Below are 19,622 nucleotides of genomic sequence, written 5' to 3' on the forward strand. Positions count from 1 at the left end.
GAGATCGTGATCCCGCGCGCCTTCTCCTCCGGCGCCTTGTCGATCTGGTCGTAGGCCGTGAACGTCGCTCCGCCCGTCTCGGCCAGAACCTTCGTGATCGCCGCCGTCAACGACGTCTTGCCGTGATCCACGTGACCGATCGTGCCAATGTTGCAGTGCGGCTTCGTACGCGCGAATTTCTCTTTGGCCATCGTCTCTTTCCTGCGGCAAGCTCACACGAGCGGTCGCCCGGGCTGTCGCTCGACGCGTTGTCGAGCCGGGCGAAAGACGGGGGCCCGCTTAGAGGCTTGCCGTCCTTTGATCAAGGGCTTTGCGGGACAAGGCGCTCCGGCATGCTACGGAACCGGGCGTCGGACAGGGGATGCGGCGAGCAACGCGGCCCGGTCCAGGCCCAGCGCGGTGGCGATTTCCTCGAGGGCCTGCGCCTCCACGTCGGCGATGCCGTCGAGGTCGGCCACGTCCGCCGCGATCAGGAATGTCGCTTCGCGTTCCTCCTGCCCCCGGCCCTCGATGGCGGCGACGCGGCGCAGGTTCTCGGCCCGGCCCGCCCGGGTCCGGGCACGGGCGATCCCATCGTAGAGTTCGCTCTCGAGCATCAGCCGGTCGTAGCCCTTCTCGAGGATGGGATTGGCCTGCAGGCCGGCCAGCGCCGTATCGAATTCCGCGCTGGCGATCTCCCCGTCCGCGACCATCACGTTGGCGGCGGCGGAGACCATCGCCTGCATGAGGACCGTATCGCCGGCATAGGCCGTCACGGTCTGGCTGAAGCGGCTGACGATGTCCTGGAAGATGTTCATTGGGGGCTCTGGACACGGACGGGATCGTTGCGGGGCGCGGCATCGACGCCGCGGCAGGCATCGCGGTTCCACGCGCCGATGACAAGCGTCCGTCGCCTCAGAACAGCGCCACCAGGGCGATACCGCCGATCATCAGCACGCCCCCGAGGGCGCGCCAGAGGGTGAGGGGATGCTGCTCGAACCCGATCCAGCCGAAATGGTCGAGCAGGATGGAGGTGATGACGCCGGCGGTGATGAGAAGCCCCAGATAGGGCGCGGCCCCGATCTGCTGCGCGGCGAACAGCTGGGACAGGATGAGGAGCGCCCCGACCACGCCGCCGAACCAGGCCCAGAGCGGCACGGCCCGCATGTCGCCGAGGCTCGGAAAGGCGAAACGACCGAGGACCAGGCCGAGGGCGAGGAGGGTCGCGCCCCCGGCCAGCGAGACGACGATGCCTGCGGCGAAGGGCTGCGCCAGGTTCTTGGAGAGCGTCGCGTTCACGCCCGACTGCACTGCGTTCGCGATGCCGGCTAGGAGGACGAAACCGTAGAGGAGCCACATGGTCGATCCTGGGCCTTCAGCGTTGCGGACCGGGCCGCGAGAGCGAGCCGGGGTCGTGCAGGTACCCTGTGATAAGTCCTTGGCGGGGGCCCGAGATCGGCTAAGAACGGTGACGGGGCCAAATAACAGGGAAACGCGGTATGGATGGGACGGCCAGGGGGTCCGTCGACGCGGGAGATCCGGAGCCGCGGCGGGGTGGTGCGGATGCACCGCGCGATCTTCGTTTCGCCCTGCGCGCCGAGACCGATGCGGCCCATCGGCGCCTCGATGCGGGGTTCGTCGCCTACGACCTGAGTCGGCGAGCCGATTATGTGCGCTTCCTGTCGGCGATGCGTGACCCCTTCGCGCAGATCGAGACCTGGCTCGACGGGGCCGATGCCGCCGACCTGCCGCCGGACTGGGCGGCCCGCCGCCGGTCCACGGTCCTGCAGGCCGACCTGTCCGGGCTGGCGATTTCCCCTCCGGAGGTCGCGCCCGCCCCCCTGCCCCCCACCTTGTCGAGCGCCGAGGCGCCCGGTCTCCTCTACGTTCTGGAAGGTTCGCGCCTCGGCGGCCAGGTTCTGCTCCGTCAGGTCCTGGCGAGCCCGGACCCGCTGGTCCACGGGAACGCCCGCTTCCTCCGGCACGGCGCGGGACTCCGCCTCTGGCCGAGTTTCGCGACTTGGCTCGGGACGCGCCCGGTCGCGGATCACGCCGCCGCGATCCGTGGTGCGCAACGTGCCTTCGCGCTGTTCGAGGCGGCGCAGGCGCCGGGCTAGTCCCGGGGGGGCGTGCTCGCCAGGGCCCGGCGTAGGGTATCCGCGGTGTAGGGCTTCTTGATCATCGGCACGGCGCCGAGCTCGGACGGGATTCGGAAGCTCTCGCCGTAGCCCGTCGCGAAGACGAAGGGCACGCCGGCCGCGATCAGGCGTCGGGCGACCGGCAGGCTCGTCTCGGCGCCGAGATTCACGTCGAGGAGGGCAAAGCTCGGATGCGCCGCCTCGATCTGCCGCAGGGCTTCGTGCACGGATCCCGCCATGTCGACCGCGCTCGCCCCGAGGGTGGACAGGATCTCCTCGGCCTCCAGAGCGATGATCATGTTGTCCTCGACCACCAGGACGGTCCCGGACAACGCCGCGGCATCGAGTTCGGGCGTCCGGTCGCGCTCCCGCGACAGGGGGGCGGCGACGGTCGGTGCGGCCCGCACGTAGCGCGCCGGCACGGCGAAGCGGCCGCGCAGGCCGGTGAGTTCGTAGGTGATCTCCGCCTCGCCCTTTAGCTCGTAGGGGATCGAGCGCTCGATCAGCGTGGTGCCGAAGCCGCGGCGGCTCGGCGGCTTCACCGGCGGGCCGCCGCTCTCGCGCCAATGGATCACGAGGCACTGCGAGGCATCGCGCTCCCAGGCCACGTCCACCTGTCCGACCCCCTCCGACAGGGCGCCGTACTTCGCCGAGTTCGTCATCAACTCGTGGATGACCAGGGCAAGCGTCGAGAACGCCTGGGGATCCAGAAGGACATCGGTGCCGTCCAGACGGACCCGGCCCGCCTGCTGGTCGAGATAGGCCTCCGCCTCCAGGGTGATAAGGTCGCGCAGGGAACCCGGTCCCCAGTTCGTGGTGGTGATCTGGTCGTGCGCCCGGGCCAGGGCCTGGATGCGCGCCCCGACGACGCCGGCGAAATCCTCGACGCTGTCGGACCCCGAGCGACTTTGGGCGACGATGCCCCGGATCAGGTTGAGGATGTTGCGCACCCGATGGTTCAGCTCGGCGATCAGGAGCTCCTGGCGCTCCTGCGCGGTCTTGCGCTCCTTCTCGGCGGAATCGGTGAGGCGCAGGATGACCTCGAGCAGCGTGATGCGCAGGGCCTCGGCGATGCGCAGGTCCACCGCGCTCCAGGGGGCGGCCTGCCCCCGGACCACCTCGGTCCAGGCCTCGAAGCTCTTGCGGGGCGTGAGGCGCAGACCGTTCGGTCCGAGGCTCGCCGGCTTCTCCGGATTGCCGGCCCAGGTGACGGTGCGCGCGATCTCGCGACGGAAGAACACCAGGAAATCCCGCGGCGCCCGCGAGATCGGGATCGCCAGGAGTCCCGCGGCCCGCTCGGGGTAGTCGGCGGCCGGGGGATGGACCGCGCCGATCTCCTGGGTGGCGAAGGCCCGGCTCGCGGCCGTCCGGTTGAGGAAGCGCACGAGACCGGTGAATTCCTCCGCCGTCGGGGTCGCCCCCCGCAGGGTGATCTCGCCGTTGACCCAGACGCCGATGCCGTCGCACGTGACGATTCCCGCGATGTCGTCGAGGAAATCGGTGATGTTCTCGAGGCTCGTTCCGCCCGAGGCGAGCGCACCCATCAGTCGGTCATGCAGCGCCCGGGAACTGCCTTCGTAGGCGGCCTCCGCCTCGCGCTCCCGGCTTTCCAGGATCAGCGAGAACATCTGCCCGAACAGTTCGGCGCCGGTTCGGCGCTCCAGCGAGATGTGGCGGGCCTCGGTGTGATGGCAGGCGAACAGGCCCCAGAGCTTGCCGCCCCGCAGGATCGACACCGACAGGGAGGCCGCCACCCCCATGTTGCGCAGGTATTCGAGGTGGATCGGCGACACCGTGCGCAGGGTGCTCATCGACAGGTCGAGAGGTCGGCCGTGGGGATCGCGCTGCGGCAGCACGGCGACAGGTTCGGCATCGACATCCGCGATGATGCGCAGCCAGTTGCGCTCGTAGAGGGCGCGCGCCTGTTTCGGAATGTCTGAGGCCGGGTAATGCAGTCCGAGATAGGGGGCAAGGCTGGAGCGTGCGGATTCGGCGATCACCACCCCCGAGCCGTCCGGGTCGAAGCGGTAGACCATAACGCGATCGAAGCCGGTGAGCGCCCGCATCTGGCGCACGGCCTCCCGGCAGAACGGGTCGAAACCCACCGTCTGCTGCAGGCGTCCGACCATGCTGCGCACGAGATTGCCGGCGTTGAGGTGTTCGCTGACGCTCGGCTCGGCCTCGATGACGATGATGCCGTCCGAGATGTGCAGCGCGATGTCGAAGGGGGCACCTCCGGCCTGCAGGACGGTGCCGAAAATCCGGTCGATGGCATCGGGCCCGCGCAGGGCCTGAAGGTGACCGCGGATCAGATGGATCGCCTCCGCGTCGATCAGGTCGGCCAGGGGAAGGCCCAGCACATCGGCTTCCGCCTGCCCCAACCACCCGGCGGCATTCTCGGAGGCCCGGACCACGATCCAGTCCGGGGAGACCGCGATGAGGAAACCGAAGGGCTGAACCGCGCCGAGGATGTGGATCGGTTCCCGATCGCAGGACGTAAGGTCCACAGGTCGGGGACGTGCTGAAGATTCGATCATCAGGTCTCTGATTCGCCGGTCCCATGTCCGTTCGGAGAAGTGCGTCGAGACCAACGACAGACCGTCCGGAAAGTCTCCTCGATGGTCGGGCAACGGACGCAGTTTCGAGTCGATTGTGTTGCGGATGCCACAGGCCGGCGCGACGCCGACGGGATTCGTCGTCTCACGATCGGGTGCCCATCCGGTCTGTGACCCCGGCCGCCAGGATCGCTCCGATCAGGTAGGACCCGAGTCCGAGCGCCCCGGCCTCCAGCCAGAAGCCTGCCCGTCCCGAAAGGAAGCCCCCGGCGGCGAGGCCCCCGGCCAGACCCGCTGCCAGGACGAGAAGGCCGGCGCTGCGGCGCGCAGTCGGTGTCCGCGGCAGGCCCGTCAGCGCGCCGATGGCGCCGCCGAGGAGGGCGCTGACGGCCGCGAGGGGCCAGAGCAGGGTTGCCAGGAGCGTCACGCCGTTCGCCTCCGTCGGATCGTCATGACCGTGACTCGATCCCGACGCCCTGGCCAGCCGGACGCGGCGAGCCGGCCGGGGCGGCAGCGACCTGTTCGAAACGAAGGCCGGCCTGGAGCAGATACTCCACGATCGCGAGGGCACGGCCCTGCGCGAGATCGGGGGCGGGCTCCGGTTGAGCCGCCGGCTTCGCCTCGGTCCTGACGGCCTTGTCCTTCGGATTGGACTTGCCGGGCGCCTTATCCGAGGCACGCGAGCCGGAGGATCCGGCCGGTGCCTTGCTCGGTGCTCTGCCGGCATCCTTGCCCGCGTCGAGCGACGCCGTGCTGTCCACCGCGGTCTCGACGACAGGCTTCGGTGCCGCGGTGGCGCCGCTCGGATCGAGATGGCCCGTGACCACCAGGCGCAGGGTCGGGCAGGTCTTGCCCAGGGCCGCAATCCCATCGAGGAGGGGGTAGAAGGCCGGCGTCAGAATCGCGCTTCCGGGCGGGAATATGAGGGCTTGGCCCATGAGCTTGGTCCCGAGCGCATCGACGCAGCGCTCCGGTGTCCAGGCCGACGCTGCGTCGGGGGTCGTCACCGAGATCGCCGCGGTCCAGCCCGGCGGCATCGCGGCCGACAGGTCTTCGGAAACGCGCCGGCCACCCTGCGCATACAGGCTCTCGCCCGTCAGGGTGATCGCGCGATCGGCGAACCGGGCCTCGCCCCGCCCCAGCAGGGTGAGGGCCGTGGCGGTCGCGCGCAGCACCCGGGCGAGCTCGGGCGGGGCCCCTTCGCCGAGGCGGGTGCGGTCGATCAGGCGCTCGCGGAACAGCCGTGGACGAAAGGTCCCGAGCAGGGCCTCGCGCGCCTCGGCATCCGGCAGGTGGCCGGACAGCGTCACGGTTTCCGCGTCGCGCCGGAGCAGGATTTGATAGGGCGAGAGCGGTCGGGTGCTCAGGGTCGCGCCGCCCCGGCTCAGCCCGGCGGGCATCCCCTCGCGCAACAATTCCTCGATCTCGGGGATCGCCTGGGCGTCGAGGGCGACGCCCTCGAGTGCGATCCGCGCATCGGCGACGGTGACGCTCCCCTCCTGCATCAACGCGGCGAGGCTCAGGGCGAAACGCGCCATCGCGGCTGCATCGACCCCGGGCGGAAGGCCACGCGCCCTGCGCATCCGGTCCTCGATCCGCCCCGTCTCCGAGGCCTGTGCCGCCTGCGCCCGGATCTCGGCGCGCGCCGCGTCCGAGACCACGTGGCCCGAGAGCGTCAGGGTGCCCCCCGGCTCCCGAGACGCGACGAAGCGGAAATCCGGCACGACCGCCGGCCGAATCTCGACCCGGCCCAGACCATAGCCGGTCGGCAGATCGGCCAGGGCCGTCCGCAAGGCTTCGTCGTCGGCGATGGAGGCCGCCTCGCCCACGACCGAGAGGCGCATGTCCTCCAGCATCACCCGGCCGCCGGGCGCGAGGGCACGCAGCCGCGCCAGCGCATAGGCGGCCGCCGCGGCGAAGTCCGGTGGCGCGCCGAGGGCGGCGCGGGCGCGGTCGTGCAGTGCGGTTCCGGGGTCGAGGGCGGGGGAGAGTTGCTCGGCCAGGGCGCTCGGGCCGATTTCGGCTGGCCGCACGCCGGTCACGTCGACCCCGTCCTTGCCCTTGGTCGCGATCCACAGGAAGGGCGAAGCCGGCTCGACCACGCCCACGGGGCCGACGATTCGCCGGACACCGTCGAGGGCAGCGAGCCGCTGATACGCCGAATCGCGGGTCGCGGCATCCGGCGCCTCGCCGGTGACCACGAGGTCTCGCCCCTCGACCGACACGCGCAGCCACGGCTCGGCACCGGGCGTCGCCGTCGCCCGAGCCACCGCATCGGCCTTTTCGCCGAGTTGCGACTCGAGGCGCGGCGTGAACCAGGCGGCGGACAAGCCGAGGATCAGGGCGAGGCCGGGCAGGCCGGCAGCCCAGCCGAGGCGGCGGGATCGGTCACGGAGTGCGTAAGCGGCGGACACGTCGGACCCCGGTGGCAGGCGCGCGGGAGCGAACGCCAGGGCGGCACTTCACACGGCGTTCACGGCATCATGAAGGCCGGGGCGCCGCATGAGCCTCGCTCAGGCGTCGCGCAGCATCTCCAGTTCGAGCCAGCGGTCCTCGGCCTTGGCCAATTCGGTCTCGGCGACGCCGAGCAGATCCGACGCCTTCGCGAAGCGGGCCGGGTCCCGTGCGTAGAGTCCCGGATCGGCCAGGACCTCGCGCAGCTTGGCGATATCGGATTCGAGCTTCTTCATCCGGTCCGGCAGGGTCTTCAACTCGTGCTGGTCCTTGAAGCCGAGTTTGGGCTTGCCGGCCGGGGCTCCCGCATCGCCGCCCTTGGCGCGATCCTTCGCGTCGGCGCGGGCCTCCGCCTTCTCGGTCCGCCCGGCGGCCGCCCGGGCCTGCACGCCCTCCCCGCGCTGGGCGATCATGTCGGTGTAGCCGCCGGCATACTCGACCCAGCGGCCCTCCCCTTCGCTGACCAGCACGCTCCCGACGACCCGGTCGAGGAAGTCGCGGTCGTGGCTCACCAGGATCAGGGTGCCGGAATAATCCGCCAGCATTTCCTGCAGGAGGTCGAGGGTTTCGAGGTCGAGATCGTTGGTGGGCTCGTCGAGGACGAGGAGGTTGGCGGGCTGGGCGAGGGCGCGGGCGATGAGCAGGCGGTTGCGCTCGCCGCCCGAGAGGACGCTCACCGGGGTGCGGGCCTGCTCGGGCGCGAACAGGAAATCCTTCAGGTAGCCGATGACGTGGCGGCTGACGCCGCCGACGTTCACCGAATCGCCGCTGCCGCCGGTGAGCACCTCCGTCACCGTCATGGTCGGCTCCAGCACCGCACGGGCCTGGTCGAGGAGCATCATCTTGAGGTTGGTGCCGAGCGCCACCGTGCCGGACTCGGGCGGGAGCTGCCCCGTGAGCAGGTTGATCAGCGTGGTCTTGCCGGCGCCGTTGGCCCCGACGATGCCGAGGCGGTCGCCGCGCATCACCCGAAGCGAGAGATCGTCGACGATCTTGCGGGCGCCGTAGGCCTTGGCCGCGTGCTTGGCCTCGATCACCAGGGCGCCGGAGCTCTCAGCCTCCGTCGACGTCATGGTCGCGGTGCCGACGGGCCGGCGATCCTCGCGCCGCTCCTTGCGCAGGGCATGAAGGTTGCCGAGGCGGCGCACGTTGCGCTTCCTCCGGGCGGTGACGCCGTAGCGCAGCCAGTGCTCCTCGTCGGCGATCTTGCGCTCGAGCTTGTGCCGGTCGCGCTCCTCCTCCTCGAAGAAGGCGTCGCGCCAGGCCTCGAAGGTGGAGAAGCCCTGCTCGATCCGGCGGGTGACGCCGCGGTCGAGCCAGATCGTGGTCTTCGACAGGGCGGACAGGAAGCGCCGGTCGTGGCTGATCAGCACGAGGGCGCCGCGCACGCTCTTCAGCTCGGATTCGAGCCACTCGATGGCCGGCAGGTCGAGGTGGTTGGTGGGCTCGTCGAGGAGCAGGATGTCGGGTTCCGGCGCCAGGGCCTGGGCCAGGGCGACCCGCCGCCCCTCCCCACCCGAGAGGCTCTTCGGGTTCTCGGCACCGGTCATGCCCAGGCTCTCGAGCAGGTAGCGGGCTCGGTAGGCGTCATCCCCGTGGGTCAGGCCGGATTCGACGAAATCAAGGGTCGTCTCGAAGCCGGAGAAGTCGGGTTCCTGCGCCAGATAGCGGATCGTGGTGCCGGGCTGGACGAAGCGCACGCCCCGGTCGGGCTCCACGAGCCCCGCGGCGATCTTCATCAAAGTGGACTTACCCGAGCCGTTGCGACCCACGAGGCAGGTGCGTTCGCCGGGGGAGATCGCGAGCTCGGCGCGCTCGATCAGCGGCGTGCCGCCGAAGGTGAGCGCGACGTCTTGGAGGGTGAGGAGCGGGGGAGCGGCCATGGGGCCGGCTTATGGCAGCGACCGCGCCTTCGAACAAACCCGGAATCGGAATGCCCTTGCAAACCCGCGGTCGTGCCCCACTCACATCGTCGGGTTGGCGGGGCCCGTCGGCATCGGATCGGGGGCGATGGCCGGGCCGATATCCGGATCGTTGACCGGGATTTCGGTGGGCGTCACGTCGGGCGCTTCGGTGGGGGTCGTCCCCGGCACGTCGGTCCCGGGGGTGTCCGGGCCGGGGGGCGGGGTCTGAGGCGCCTCGTAGGGCGTCTCGGGCACCGGGACTTCGGGGATCGGGCCGGGGTTCGACATCGGTTGCGCCTCTCAAGAGCCTCGGGGAGCGGACCGGTGGAACAGTCCGTCGCCGAGGGAGGTTCCGGGCGCGATGCCGGCGGCACTCGTCATTTCTTGGTCAGGAGCAGGTTGCCCTCGTTGCCAAGTTTCTTCTGGATCTGCTGCGCGAACAGGGCCAGCAACAGCGGCAGCCGGACCTCGACCCGCACGGTCTCGGGGCGAACATCCACCTGCCCGTCGACCTTCTGGCCGAGGGCAGCCATCGCGAAGTCGAGGCGGTCGTCGGTCCACGCCATCTTCTCGACGGCGACACCCGCCTTGGCGAATAACCCGTCGGCCTGGGTGATCCCGTCCGCGATGCGCCGACGGGCTTCGGCCAGGCCGAGTTCATGGGGGATTTCGACGATCAGCGGCTTTGCCATAAGGGTCTGAGCTCTCGGTTTCACCGACCAGATGGGGCCGGCCGGTCCCTCTCACAACGCCGACCGGCCCGATAAGCTCAGTTCACCACGCTCAGGGCGACGTAGGTCGTGCCGCCCATGCCGAGGGCGCGGGCCGAGCCCTTGGCGAGATCGATGATCCGGCCTCGGATGAACGGGCCACGATCGTTGATGCGCACCACCACCGAACGGCCATTGCGCTTGTTCTCGACCCGGACCCGGGTGCCGAACGGCAACGTGCGATGGGCGGCGGTCATCCCGTTCGGATTGAAGCGCTCGCCATTCGCCGTCCGATGGCCGCTCGCGTACCAGGAGGCGGCACCGCTCTGGGCGCTGGCTGGCTGAACGGCGGCAAGTGTCACGACGGTCCCGATGATGGCAGCGGCCCCACGAACAGGCTTGATGGTCATCCGCATTCCCTTTGTTGTTTCGGATGGCCGGCAAAATGAAGCGGAACAGGGCCAAAATGAGACCGGACAAATGTGGCGGCCGGGGCCGGAATTGAGGCTATAACGGTTTATTCATCACTGGTTGTGTGTGGCCATATTGTCGAATATCCGCGGGCTTTGCGATGACGAAACGGCAATGCTGGAACACCAGTGAAATCGCCGAGACCGCGTTGCAGCCGGCGTCGCTGCGCAACGGTGGGATGCGGAAAAACGAAATCAGCGTTGCGCTCAGTGAAACCCTGGTCTGCGACGGGGTCGCGAGGGGCGCCGGAGACGAATTTTCTCTTTCCGCGGAGTTGTGAGGTCCAGGCCGGGTGGACCCGGTGCCGATCGCGGCACCGGCTGGGCCGCCACAGGGTCCGCTGGGACGGTTGCGGCCGGTCTCTCTCAGATCTTTCGAGACCTGCTCGTTCGAGCGGCGATGCTGTCGCAATAGCCTCGTGGCTCTTCGAACGACCAACCCGGCAAAAATTGCAGCCCCAAATCGAGACGCCTTGTCTTCGTCCCGGCAACCCGCCCTTTACGTTAACGGGGCCAAGGTCTGCCGGTCAGTCGCGTAACCGGTGTTTGCCATGGCTTCCCTGCGTACCGCGGTTGCCGACACCGTCGCCCGGAAAAGTGTCTCGCGTACCGGGCGGCCCGTGTCGGCGCCGCGGATGGGTCTCGTACCCGCCGCCAAGCGTTTTCCTCTCGAAGACCGTCTCCCCCTCGACGAGATCCTCGTCGGAGACTGCATCGCTGCGATGAACGCCCTTCCGGCGTCCAGCGTCGACTGCGTCTTTGCCGATCCGCCCTACAATCTTCAGCTCGGGGACGGCGCGCTCCTGCGTCCCGACCAGAGCCGGGTCGACGCGGTCGACGACGACTGGGACAAGTTCTCGACCTTCGCCGCCTACGATGCCTTCACCCGCGAATGGCTGGCGGCCGCGCGCCGGGTGATGAAGCCGAACGCCACCCTGTGGGTCATCGGCTCGTACCACAACATCTTCCGGGTCGGCGCCACGCTGCAGGATCTCGGCTTCTGGATCCTCAACGACATCGTCTGGCGCAAGGCCAACCCGATGCCGAACTTCCGCGGCAAGCGCTTCACCAACGCGCACGAGACCCTGATCTGGGCCTCCCGCTCCGCGGAGTCGAAGGGCTACACCTTCCACTACGAGGCGCTGAAGGGCGGCAATGACGACGTCCAGATGCGGTCCGACTGGTTCATCCCGCTCTGCACCGGCGACGAGCGCCTGAAGGGCGCCGACGGGCAGAAGGTCCATCCGACGCAGAAGCCGGAGGCACTGCTCGCCCGCACGCTCCTGTCGGCGACGAATCCCGGCGACGTGGTGCTCGACCCGTTCTTCGGGACCGGCACCACCGGTGCGGTTGCCAGGCGCCTCGGCCGGCACTTCATCGGCATCGAGCGCGAGACGGTCTACGCCGAGGCGGCCCGCGCCCGCATCGACGCCGTCGAACCCCTGTCGCAGGCCGCCCTGCTGGTGGCTCCGAGCAAGCGCGCCGAGCCCCGCGTCGCCTTCCTCAGCGTCATCGAGGCCGGGCATATCCGCGCCGGCGAGACCCTGACCGACGCGCGCGGCCGGCACAGCGCCATCGTGCGTCCCGACGGCACCCTGATGGCCGGACCGGCCACGGGTTCGATCCACAAGATCGGCGCCCTGGTGCAGGGCTTTCCGGCCTGCAACGGCTGGGATTTCTGGCATGCGACCCGGAACGGCAAGCCGGTGCTCATCGACGTCTTCCGCGCCCAGATGCGCTCCGCCATGGGCTCGGCCGCCTGAGGGGCGCCGGTCAGCGCGACCGCGGTCGTCCCCGTCTGCGGGGGGCGGCCGGGGGTGCCGCCTCGGCCGGGCCTTCGAACTCGTCAATCGACCCGTCGGAAATCGGGGCTGGCGCCGGGCGCGGGGCGGGCTTGGGCACCGGGCGGAAGCGCGGCGACGCAGCGGGTGCCTCCGGCTCGGGCTCGGCGAAGAGCGGCGTATCCGTGAGGCTCCGCATCGCCTTTGGCCTGCCGCGCTTGGCAGCCCTTTCCGCCAGCGGCTCCGCGGCCTCCGGCTTCGGATCGAAGGCGTGTGCCAGGACCTTCTTCATCACGCCTGGCAGCGGTTCCCCGTCGAGGTCGCGGCGCGGCGTGAAGCGCAGGCCCGGCGGCGGCGGCGTGCTGAGCGCCACCTTGGCGACGAACACCGTCAGCTCCAGGGGGAAATGCGTGAAGCCGTGTCGGACGAGGCCCGGCAGCCGCCGCCAGCGCGCGTCGAGCGGCGCGTCCAGGAGGGCCTGGGCCGGATCGTAGTCGGGCTCCCAGGGGCTCATTGGTGGTTCGGCCATGGAGCCCAGCAAACCCTCGGGCGGCCGGGTGCGCAGCAGGACCGCCTCGTCGCCGCTGCGGATCGCCACGAAGGCCGCACCCCGGCGCAGGGTGCCCTTCACGGCCTTCACCTTCCTGGGGAAGCTCTCCTGAAGGCCGAGGGCCCGGGCGCGGCAGGGGGCCATCCAGGGGCAGAGGGCGCAGGCCGGGCGCTTGGGCGTGCACAGCGTGGCGCCGAGATCCATCACCGCCTGGGCGAAGTCCCCGGGCCGGTCCGCGGGCACGAGGGCCTGGGTCAGCGCCCGGATCTCGGGGCGGGCCGCCGGCAGGGTGGTCTCGACGGCGAAGAGCCGGGTCATCACCCGCTCGACATTGCCGTCCACCGCCGCTTCCTGACGGTCGAACGCGATCGCCGCGACGGCGCCCGCCGTGTAGGCGCCGATGCCCGGCAGCTTGCGCAGGGACGCGGCCGTGTCGGGAAAACGCCCGGCCGCCGCCACCGCCCGGGCGCAGGCGTGCAGGTTGCGGGCCCGGGAGTAGTAGCCGAGCCCGGCCCAGGCCGACATCACCGCCTCCTCGGGCGCCGCAGCAAGGTCGTCGATGGTGGGGAAGCGCGCCAGGAACTTCGCGAAATAGGGTTTGACGGCCGCGATCGTGGTCTGTTGCAGCATCACCTCCGAGAGCCAGACCCGGTACGGATCGGGCGTCTCGCCCGGCAGCGCCCGCCAGGGCAGGACGCGGCGGTGCCGGTCGTACCAGGTCAGGAGATCCGCGGCCTCGGGGGCTGGAACTGGAGTGTGGGGCACGGGCACCGGCGCGTGATGGGGAAGCCCGTCCATAGACCGCCGGCCGGGTGCGTCCAAGGCCGACTTCTCCAGGGCCGACCTGCCTGAACGTGTCGTCGGGCGGGGGGGGCGGCGCCCCGCTTCGGCCGGACGGAACGGCATGCTAACCATTGCGGGCGATATCGGAGCCTCGATCTCGTCCCGGTCGGACACTACGGAAACCCTGCGCATGGCGCGTGTCAAACCCCTCGCCGAGCTGCTGGAGGGCTGCATCGGCCCCGCCTTCGCGGCGCAAGGGTTCGCCTCCACCGACATTCTGGCCGCCTGGCCCGAGATCGTCGGGGAGCGGCTCGCGCGGTACTGCCAGCCCTCGAAGCTCGAATGGCCGCGCCGGCGTCGGCGCGAGGAGGAGGGGCGCCCCGATCCCGGCACCCTCGTGGTCCGGGTCGAAGGCGTGTTCGCCCTCGAATTGCAGCACCTCGCGCCGGTGGTGATCCAGCGCATCAATGCCCATTACGGCTGGGCCTGCGTCGGCAAGATCGTGATGCGCCAGGGACGGGTCGACCGGATCGGGCGTCGCCCCGCGCCGCCGGTGGTGGATCCCGTCCGCCGCGGCGAAGTGGCGCTTGCGGTCCAGGCGATCGAGCACGACGCCCTGCGCGACGCCCTCGACCGCCTCGGAACGGCAGTGGTGGCGACAACACACAAGCGCTAGGCGCGCCGCGCAGCCTTGTCAGGACGCCTGCAGGATTCTACCGCATCGCTGACGAGAAGATTTGGTCCGCGACCGGAGCCCTCCCGATCATGATCACCCGACGCGATGCCCTGAAAGCCACCGGCCTTGCCGTCGGCGCGGCGATCCTCCTGCCCCGGTTCACCCTCCCGGCCGCGGCGGAGGACGCGAACCTGTCGACCCTGATGGAGCCCGGTCCGCTCGGTGACGTCTGGCTCGGCCCGAAGGACGCCAAGGTGACGGTCATCGAGTATGCCTCGATGACCTGCTCGCACTGCGCCGCCTTCCACAGGAACACCTGGCCGGCCCTCAAGGAGCGCTACATCGACACCGGCAAGGTGCGCTTCACCCTCCGCGAGTTCCCCCTCGACCCGTTGGCGACGGCGGCCTTCATGCTGGCGCGCTGCGACGGCGATGCGAAGTACTATCCCATCACGGACCTGCTCTTCGACCAGCAGCAGGCCTGGGCCTACGTCCAGAAGCCGCAATCGCCGGTGGATGCAATGGAGCAGATGCTGCGCCAGGCCGGCTTCTCGAAGGAGAAGTTCGAGGCCTGCCTGAAGGACCAGAAGCTCTACGGCGCCGTCAACGCGGTCAAGCAGAAGGGCATGGACACCTTCAAGGTCGATTCGACCCCGACCTTCTTCATCAACGGCGAGCGCTTCAAGGGCGAGATGACCATCGAGGGCATGGAGAAGGTGATCAAGCCCCTCCTGGGCGCCTGAGATCCCCGAAGCGGGTCCGTCGCGGCGACGGCCTCGCCCGCCGCCGTCGGCCCGGTGCGAGAACACCGGGGGGCGGATCGGCAAAACACCGATTTCTCGTGGTGCAACAATATCTTACGTGAGGTCGAGGGCGCCTTGACACCCAAGGTGGGCGAAACTATGGTGCGCCCCGCTTGAAGGAGGCGTTCCGCCGGTTCCCTCCGCTCTCGCCAATGTGAGTTCTCGCCGTGAGCGGCAACGAAACTGCGGACGAAGGCGGGGACGGGCGGAAGAAAGCACTGGACGCGGACCTCTCTCAGAGGCTCAAACGTCTTGAGACGCAGATTGAGCGGAAGCGGCCGAGTGCCCCTCCCGGTCATTCGACGCGTCCCGGTCCTTCGGCCGGGCCCTCTCCTCTCGGCCAGGCGATGCGGCTCTCGACCGAGTTCATCGCGGGCGTCCTCGCCGGGGGCATTCTCGGTTGGATGTTCGATCATTACCTCGGGACGAAACCCTGGGGACTGATCGTCCTGCTGATGCTGGGGTTCGTCACCGGCGTCTACAACGTCATGCGCGCCTCGGGGTCTCTTCCCAAGGTGCCGACCAAGGAAGAGGACCGCTAGCGGTTCTCGGGGAAGCGCCGCGCACGCGGCGAACCGAATTGAAATCATGCCGCTCGCGCGGCACCGGTGGTGGCGGGCCGTCTGGCCGGCCGAGAGTCAGAAGGGCGGGAGCGGCAATGGCCGTAAAGATGGATCCGATCCACCAGTTCGAGCTCAAGCCGCTGGTCTCCTTCGGTCATATCGGCAACCAGGAGATCGCGTTCACCCAGTCCGCGCTCTACATGTTCGCCGCCGTCGGGATCATCGCGCTGATCACCGTCGTGGCCACCGCCCGCCGCTCGGTGGTGCCGGGCCGCATGCAGTCCATGGCCGAGATCTTCTACGAGTTCATCGGCTCGACCCTGCGCCAATCCGCCGGTCACGGCTCCGAGCGCTTCATGCCGCTGATCTTCTCGCTCTTCATGTTCGTGCTCGTGCTGAACATGCTCGGCATGATCCCCTACGCCTTCGCGGTGACCAGCCACATCATCGTCACCTTCGCGCTGGCCTTCCTCGTGATCGGCACCGTCATCGTGTACGGCTTCATGGCCCACGGCACGAAGTTCCTGAAGGTGTTCGTTCCGTCGGGCGTGCCCGGCTGGCTCCTGCCGATGATCGTCGCGATCGAGATCGTGTCCTTCATCTCGCGTCCGATCAGCCTCGCGGTTCGTCTCTTCGCCAACGTGCTGGCCGGTCACATCGCGCTCAAGATCTTCGCGGGCTTCGTCCCGGCGCTGCTCGCCGCCGGCGCTTGGGGGGCCATCTCGCCGCTGCCCCTGGCCCTTAGCGTCGCCGTCACGGCTCTCGAGTTCCTCGTCGCCGGTCTGCAGGCCTACGTCTTCGCGACGCTCGCCTCGATCTATCTCAGCGACGCCCTGCATCCCGGCCACTGAGCCGGGTCATCCCGGCCGAGGGCCGGGACACCCCCTTCCGTCCCCGGTTCGCGATCGCGGCCGGATTTCTCTCCACGCAACGACGACACGGACACCAGGAGCAATTTGATGGATCCCTTAGCTGCCAAGTACATCGGTGCCGGCCTCGCCTGTCTCGGGATGGCGGGCGCCGCCATCGGCCTCGGCAACCTCTTCGGCCAGTTCTACGCCGGCGCGCTCCGCAACCCGTCGGCCGCCGACGGCCAGCGCGGCAACCTGCTCCTCGGCTTCGCCCTCACGGAAGCGCTCGGCATCTTCTCGCTGCTCGTCGCGCTGCTGCTCCTGTTCGCCGTCTAAGACACGCTCGTCACGGATCTCGAACCGATACCGGACCGGACGCCGCCTCCCGCAGGGATGGCAGAGGCGTCCGGTCCCCACTCCTTGTATTTACGCGAAGGACGTCATGGCTCAGCCGGCCCATTCGACCGCAACGCATGAAGGCTTCGTCGCGACGCCGGCCGCCGAACATGGCGGCGGTTTCCCGCCCTTCGAGAGCCACACCTTCGCGTCCCAGCTCATCTGGCTCGCCCTCGCCTTCGGGCTGCTCTACTACCTGATGGACAAGATCGCGCTGCCGCGCATCCAGGCCATCCTGCACGACCGCGCCGTGCGTCTGTCGGGCGATCTCGACGAGGCGCAGCGCCTGAAGGCCGAGGCGGATGCCGCCGGAGCCGCCTACGAGAAATCCCTGAGCGATGCGCAGGCCAAGGCGCAGGCCATCGCCCTCGAGACCCGCACGGCCCTCTCGCAGGAAGCCGAGACCAAGCGGAAGGCGCTCGAGGCCGAGCTGAACGCCCGCATCGCCGCCTCCGAGGCGACGCTTCGCACCCGCACCGCCGAGGCCATGGGCAACGTCCGCGGCATCGCCGGCGAGACGGCCTCGGCCATCGTCGAGCGCCTGACGGGCCGCAGCCCCGACGAGGGCGCCCTCGCCAAGGCCCTCGACAGCGTCTCCTTCCCGCACTGAGGCGGACGCCAAACCATACCTGACCGGCAGGACCCGAGGGGCGAAGACCCCGCCGGACCGCCGGACACCATCGAGTTGGGACGACGAGCATGTTGTTGGAAGCCGAATTCTGGGTCGCAGTCGCCTTCGTCCTGTTCATGGCCGTGGTCTGGAAGGTCGGTGGCTTCAACCAGATCACCAAGGGGCTGGACGGCAGGGCCAAGCGCGTCCGCCACGAACTCGACGAGGCGCGTCGCCTGCGTGAGGAGGCCGCTGGTGTCCTCGCCGATTACAAGAAGCGCCGCGCCGAGGCCGAGCGCGAGGCCGAGGCCATCGTGGCGTCCGCCCGCGAGGAGGCCCAGCGGATCGCCGACGAGGGCCATGCCCGCCTGAACGACTTCATCGCCCGTCGTACCAAGTCGGCCGAGACCAAGATCGCGCAGGCCGAGGTCCAGGCGACCGCCCAGGTTCGGGCCGCCGCTGCCGACGCCGCGGTGAAGGTTTCGGAGGTCATCCTGCGCGAGCGCATGCAGGGTGAGACGGCCGAAGGCCTCGTCCGCCAGAGCCTCGGCGAGGTTCGGACCCGCCTGCGGGCCTGATCCTTCCCTCTGCGACACCAGGGAAAGCCGCCGCGAGGCGGCTTTTTCGTTTTCGGCGCCGTCCCACGCCGGCAGCGTGCTAAAAGGCCGCCCCGATCGCGCCGGCGCCACGCCGCAGCGGAGTTTCGATGCAGCCGATCATTGCGATCCAGAACCTGTCCAAGGTCTACGCCTCGGGCCTCAAAGCCCTCGACGGCATCAACCTCGACATCGCCGAAGGCGAGATCTTCGCGCTTCTCGGTCCGAACGGGGCCGGCAAGACGACGCTGATCAGCATCGTCTGCGGCATCGTCACGGCGAGCGCCGGCCGCATCCTCGCGGGTGGGCACGACATCGCCCGGGACTATCGCCAAGCCCGCCGCATGATCGGCCTCGTGCCGCAGGAGCTCACCACCGACGCCTTCGAGACGGTTTGGGCGACGACGAGCTTCAGCCGCGGGCTCTACGGCCTCAAGCCGGATCCGGCGCATATCGAGCGGGTCCTGCGCGACCTCTCCCTGTGGGAGAAGCGCGACGCGCGGATCATGACCCTGTCGGGCGGGATGAAGCGGCGGGTGCTCATCGCCAAGGCCCTGAGCCATGAGCCGCGCATCCTCTTCCTCGACGAACCCACCGCCGGCGTCGACGTGGAACTGCGCCGCGACATGTGGCGCTTGGTGCGCTCGCTGCGCGACACGGGCGTCACCATCATCCTCACCACGCACTACATCGACGAGGCCGAGGAGATGGCCGACCGCATCGGCGTGATCCGCAAGGGCCAGATCATCCTGGTGGAGGAGAAGGCCGAGCTGATGCGCAAGCTGGGCAAGAAGCAGATGACCCTGAACCTGCAGGAGCCGCTCGCCGCCCTTCCCCCCGCTCTGGCGCGGCACGATCTCACCCTCAAGCCGGGCGGACAGGATCTGGTCTACACCTACGACACGAAGGGCGAGCGCACCGGCATCACGGCGCTGCTGGCCGACCTCGCCGCCGCCGGCATCCGCTTCCGCGACCTCCAGACCAGCCAGTCCTCGCTGGAGGAGATCTTCGTCGACCTCGTGAAGGAACGCGCATGAACTGGTACGCGGTCCGCGCCATCTACGGCTTCGAGATGGCGCGCTTCTGGCGCACGGCGCTGCAGAGCATTGTGGCGCCGGTCATCGCCACCTCGCTCTACTTCGTGGTCTTCGGAGCGGCCATCGGTTCGCGGGTCGCCTCGGTGGACGGGGTCGCCTACGGCGCCTTCATCGTGCCCGGCCTGATGATGCTCTCGCTCCTGACGCAGAGCATCGCCAATGCCTCGTTCGGCATCTACTTCCCGCGCTTCGCCGGCACGATCTACGAGATCCTGTCGGCGCCCGTCTCGCCCCTCGAGATCGTGCTCGGCTATGTCGGCGCGGCGGCTTCGAAATCGATCCTCATCGGCCTCATCATCCTGGCCACCGCCGCCCTGTTCGTGCCCCTGCGGATCGAACATCCCTTCGTGATGGTGCTGTTCCTGCTCCTGACGGCGGTCACCTTCAGCCTGTTCGGCTTCCTGATCGGCCTCTGGGCCGACGGCTTCGAGAAGCTGCAGCTGGTGCCCCTCCTCATCGTGACGCCGCTGACCTTCCTCGGCGGCAGCTTCTACGCCATCGAGATGCTGCCGCCATTCTGGCGTGCGGTGAGCCTCGCCAACCCGGTGGTCTACCTGATCAGCGGCTTCCGCTGGTCCTTCTTCGGCACTTCGGATGTCGGCGTCGGCGTCAGCCTCACCATGGCGTTGATCTTCCTGATCCTGTGCCTCGCCGGCGTGACCTGGATCTTCCGGACCGGCTACCGCCTGAAGACCTGAGGCGCGGT

At 69.4% G+C, this 19,622-nt stretch carries 23 protein-coding genes; 12 read left to right on the forward strand and 11 right to left on the reverse strand.

Going from position 1 to position 19,622, the window contains the following annotated elements; all coding sequences use genetic code 11:
* The 3 genes from ASG51_RS07335 to ASG51_RS07345 form a co-directional block, all read right to left on the reverse strand.
* Positions 1 to 191, reverse strand: a 191-nt coding sequence (locus ASG51_RS07335; RefSeq protein WP_244480084.1) for a GTP-binding protein, incomplete at its 3' end; no start/stop codon positions are given.
* 144 nt (positions 192 to 335) lie between these two features.
* The gene (locus ASG51_RS07340; protein WP_056215742.1) at positions 336 to 797 is read right to left on the reverse strand and encodes a tellurite resistance TerB family protein; all 462 of its coding nucleotides are present in this window, start codon (positions 795 to 797) and stop codon (positions 336 to 338) included.
* Between the two features lie 97 nt (positions 798 to 894).
* A complete protein-coding gene (locus ASG51_RS07345; protein ID WP_056215746.1) occupies positions 895 to 1,338 on the reverse strand; it encodes a DMT family transporter in 444 nt (147 codons plus the stop codon).
* A 140-nt stretch (positions 1,339 to 1,478) separates the two neighbouring features.
* On the opposite strand from ASG51_RS07345, the gene ASG51_RS07350 reads away from it, so the two are divergent.
* Complete coding sequence (locus ASG51_RS07350; RefSeq protein WP_056215748.1) at positions 1,479 to 2,096, forward strand: biliverdin-producing heme oxygenase; 618 nt, start codon at positions 1,479 to 1,481, stop codon at positions 2,094 to 2,096.
* Here ASG51_RS07350 and ASG51_RS07355 read toward each other — a convergent pair.
* From ASG51_RS07355 to ASG51_RS07385, 7 genes are all read right to left on the reverse strand, one after another.
* A complete protein-coding gene (locus ASG51_RS07355) occupies positions 2,093 to 4,654 on the reverse strand; it encodes an HWE histidine kinase domain-containing protein (protein ID WP_056379978.1) in 2,562 nt (853 codons plus the stop codon). The genes ASG51_RS07350 and ASG51_RS07355 overlap by 4 nt on opposite strands.
* 163 nt (positions 4,655 to 4,817) lie before the next feature.
* Positions 4,818 to 5,099, reverse strand: a complete 282-nt coding sequence (locus ASG51_RS07360; protein WP_056379980.1) for a hypothetical protein — start codon at positions 5,097 to 5,099, stop codon at positions 4,818 to 4,820.
* Positions 5,100 to 5,121: 22 nt separating this feature from the next.
* Positions 5,122 to 7,086, reverse strand: a complete 1,965-nt coding sequence (locus tag ASG51_RS07365) for a BON domain-containing protein (protein ID WP_156389611.1) — start codon at positions 7,084 to 7,086, stop codon at positions 5,122 to 5,124.
* 99 nt (positions 7,087 to 7,185) lie between these two features.
* The gene (locus tag ASG51_RS07370) at positions 7,186 to 9,009 is read right to left on the reverse strand and encodes an ATP-binding cassette domain-containing protein (protein ID WP_056379984.1); all 1,824 of its coding nucleotides are present in this window, start codon (positions 9,007 to 9,009) and stop codon (positions 7,186 to 7,188) included.
* An 81-nt stretch (positions 9,010 to 9,090) separates the two neighbouring features.
* Positions 9,091 to 9,318, reverse strand: coding sequence for a hypothetical protein (locus ASG51_RS07375; RefSeq protein ID WP_056215764.1), 228 nt, complete (start codon positions 9,316 to 9,318; stop codon positions 9,091 to 9,093).
* Positions 9,319 to 9,407: 89 nt separating this feature from the next.
* Positions 9,408 to 9,722 (reverse strand): polyhydroxyalkanoic acid system family protein, encoded by a 315-nt coding sequence (locus tag ASG51_RS07380; protein WP_056215767.1) that lies wholly within the window; start codon positions 9,720 to 9,722, stop codon positions 9,408 to 9,410.
* A gap of 77 nt (positions 9,723 to 9,799) precedes the next feature.
* Positions 9,800 to 10,156, reverse strand: coding sequence for a septal ring lytic transglycosylase RlpA family protein (locus tag ASG51_RS07385; RefSeq protein WP_056274143.1), 357 nt, complete (start codon positions 10,154 to 10,156; stop codon positions 9,800 to 9,802).
* A gap of 155 nt (positions 10,157 to 10,311) precedes the next feature.
* Here ASG51_RS07385 and ASG51_RS07390 point away from each other — a divergent pair, with 155 nt between their 5' ends.
* Positions 10,312 to 10,491: a hypothetical protein gene (locus ASG51_RS07390; protein WP_056379986.1), complete on the forward strand. Its 180-nt coding sequence runs from the start codon at positions 10,312 to 10,314 to the stop codon at positions 10,489 to 10,491.
* A gap of 354 nt (positions 10,492 to 10,845) precedes the next feature.
* Entirely contained in the window at positions 10,846 to 11,973 is a 1,128-nt protein-coding gene (locus tag ASG51_RS07395) for a site-specific DNA-methyltransferase (protein ID WP_056274162.1), read from the forward strand.
* Between the two features lie 10 nt (positions 11,974 to 11,983).
* On the opposite strand, the gene mutY is transcribed toward ASG51_RS07395, so the two are convergent.
* Positions 11,984 to 13,306: an A/G-specific adenine glycosylase gene (gene mutY, locus ASG51_RS07400; RefSeq protein ID WP_244480085.1), complete on the reverse strand. Its 1,323-nt coding sequence runs from the start codon at positions 13,304 to 13,306 to the stop codon at positions 11,984 to 11,986.
* Positions 13,307 to 13,514: 208 nt separating this feature from the next.
* On the opposite strand from mutY, the gene ASG51_RS07405 reads away from it, so the two are divergent.
* From ASG51_RS07405 to ASG51_RS07445, 9 genes are all read left to right on the forward strand, one after another.
* Positions 13,515 to 14,000, forward strand: coding sequence for a DciA family protein (locus ASG51_RS07405; RefSeq protein ID WP_056215776.1), 486 nt, complete (start codon positions 13,515 to 13,517; stop codon positions 13,998 to 14,000).
* Between the two features lie 89 nt (positions 14,001 to 14,089).
* The gene (locus ASG51_RS07410; RefSeq protein WP_056355509.1) at positions 14,090 to 14,743 is read left to right on the forward strand and encodes a thioredoxin domain-containing protein; all 654 of its coding nucleotides are present in this window, start codon (positions 14,090 to 14,092) and stop codon (positions 14,741 to 14,743) included.
* Positions 14,744 to 14,970: 227 nt separating this feature from the next.
* On the forward strand, positions 14,971 to 15,345 hold the full coding sequence (locus tag ASG51_RS07415) for an AtpZ/AtpI family protein (RefSeq protein WP_056274132.1): 375 nt from the start codon (positions 14,971 to 14,973) through the stop codon (positions 15,343 to 15,345).
* Positions 15,346 to 15,461: 116 nt separating this feature from the next.
* Entirely contained in the window at positions 15,462 to 16,217 is a 756-nt protein-coding gene (locus ASG51_RS07420; protein WP_056215786.1) for a F0F1 ATP synthase subunit A, read from the forward strand.
* A gap of 108 nt (positions 16,218 to 16,325) precedes the next feature.
* Positions 16,326 to 16,553: a F0F1 ATP synthase subunit C gene (locus tag ASG51_RS07425; protein ID WP_018044493.1), complete on the forward strand. Its 228-nt coding sequence runs from the start codon at positions 16,326 to 16,328 to the stop codon at positions 16,551 to 16,553.
* Between the two features lie 106 nt (positions 16,554 to 16,659).
* Positions 16,660 to 17,223, forward strand: coding sequence for an ATP synthase subunit B (locus ASG51_RS07430; protein ID WP_056379991.1), 564 nt, complete (start codon positions 16,660 to 16,662; stop codon positions 17,221 to 17,223).
* A 92-nt stretch (positions 17,224 to 17,315) separates the two neighbouring features.
* On the forward strand, positions 17,316 to 17,801 hold the full coding sequence (locus ASG51_RS07435) for an ATP F0F1 synthase subunit B (protein ID WP_200927220.1): 486 nt from the start codon (positions 17,316 to 17,318) through the stop codon (positions 17,799 to 17,801).
* A gap of 128 nt (positions 17,802 to 17,929) precedes the next feature.
* Positions 17,930 to 18,856, forward strand: a complete 927-nt coding sequence (locus ASG51_RS07440) for an ABC transporter ATP-binding protein (RefSeq protein ID WP_056215793.1) — start codon at positions 17,930 to 17,932, stop codon at positions 18,854 to 18,856.
* Positions 18,853 to 19,614: an ABC transporter permease gene (locus ASG51_RS07445; protein WP_056215796.1), complete on the forward strand. Its 762-nt coding sequence runs from the start codon at positions 18,853 to 18,855 to the stop codon at positions 19,612 to 19,614. Before ASG51_RS07440 ends, ASG51_RS07445 begins: the two co-directional genes overlap by 4 nt.
* Positions 19,615 to 19,622 lie beyond the last annotated feature (8 nt).

It is taken from the genome of Methylobacterium sp. Leaf465 (genome assembly GCF_001424705.1).
Classification (GTDB): domain Bacteria; phylum Pseudomonadota; class Alphaproteobacteria; order Rhizobiales; family Beijerinckiaceae; genus Methylobacterium.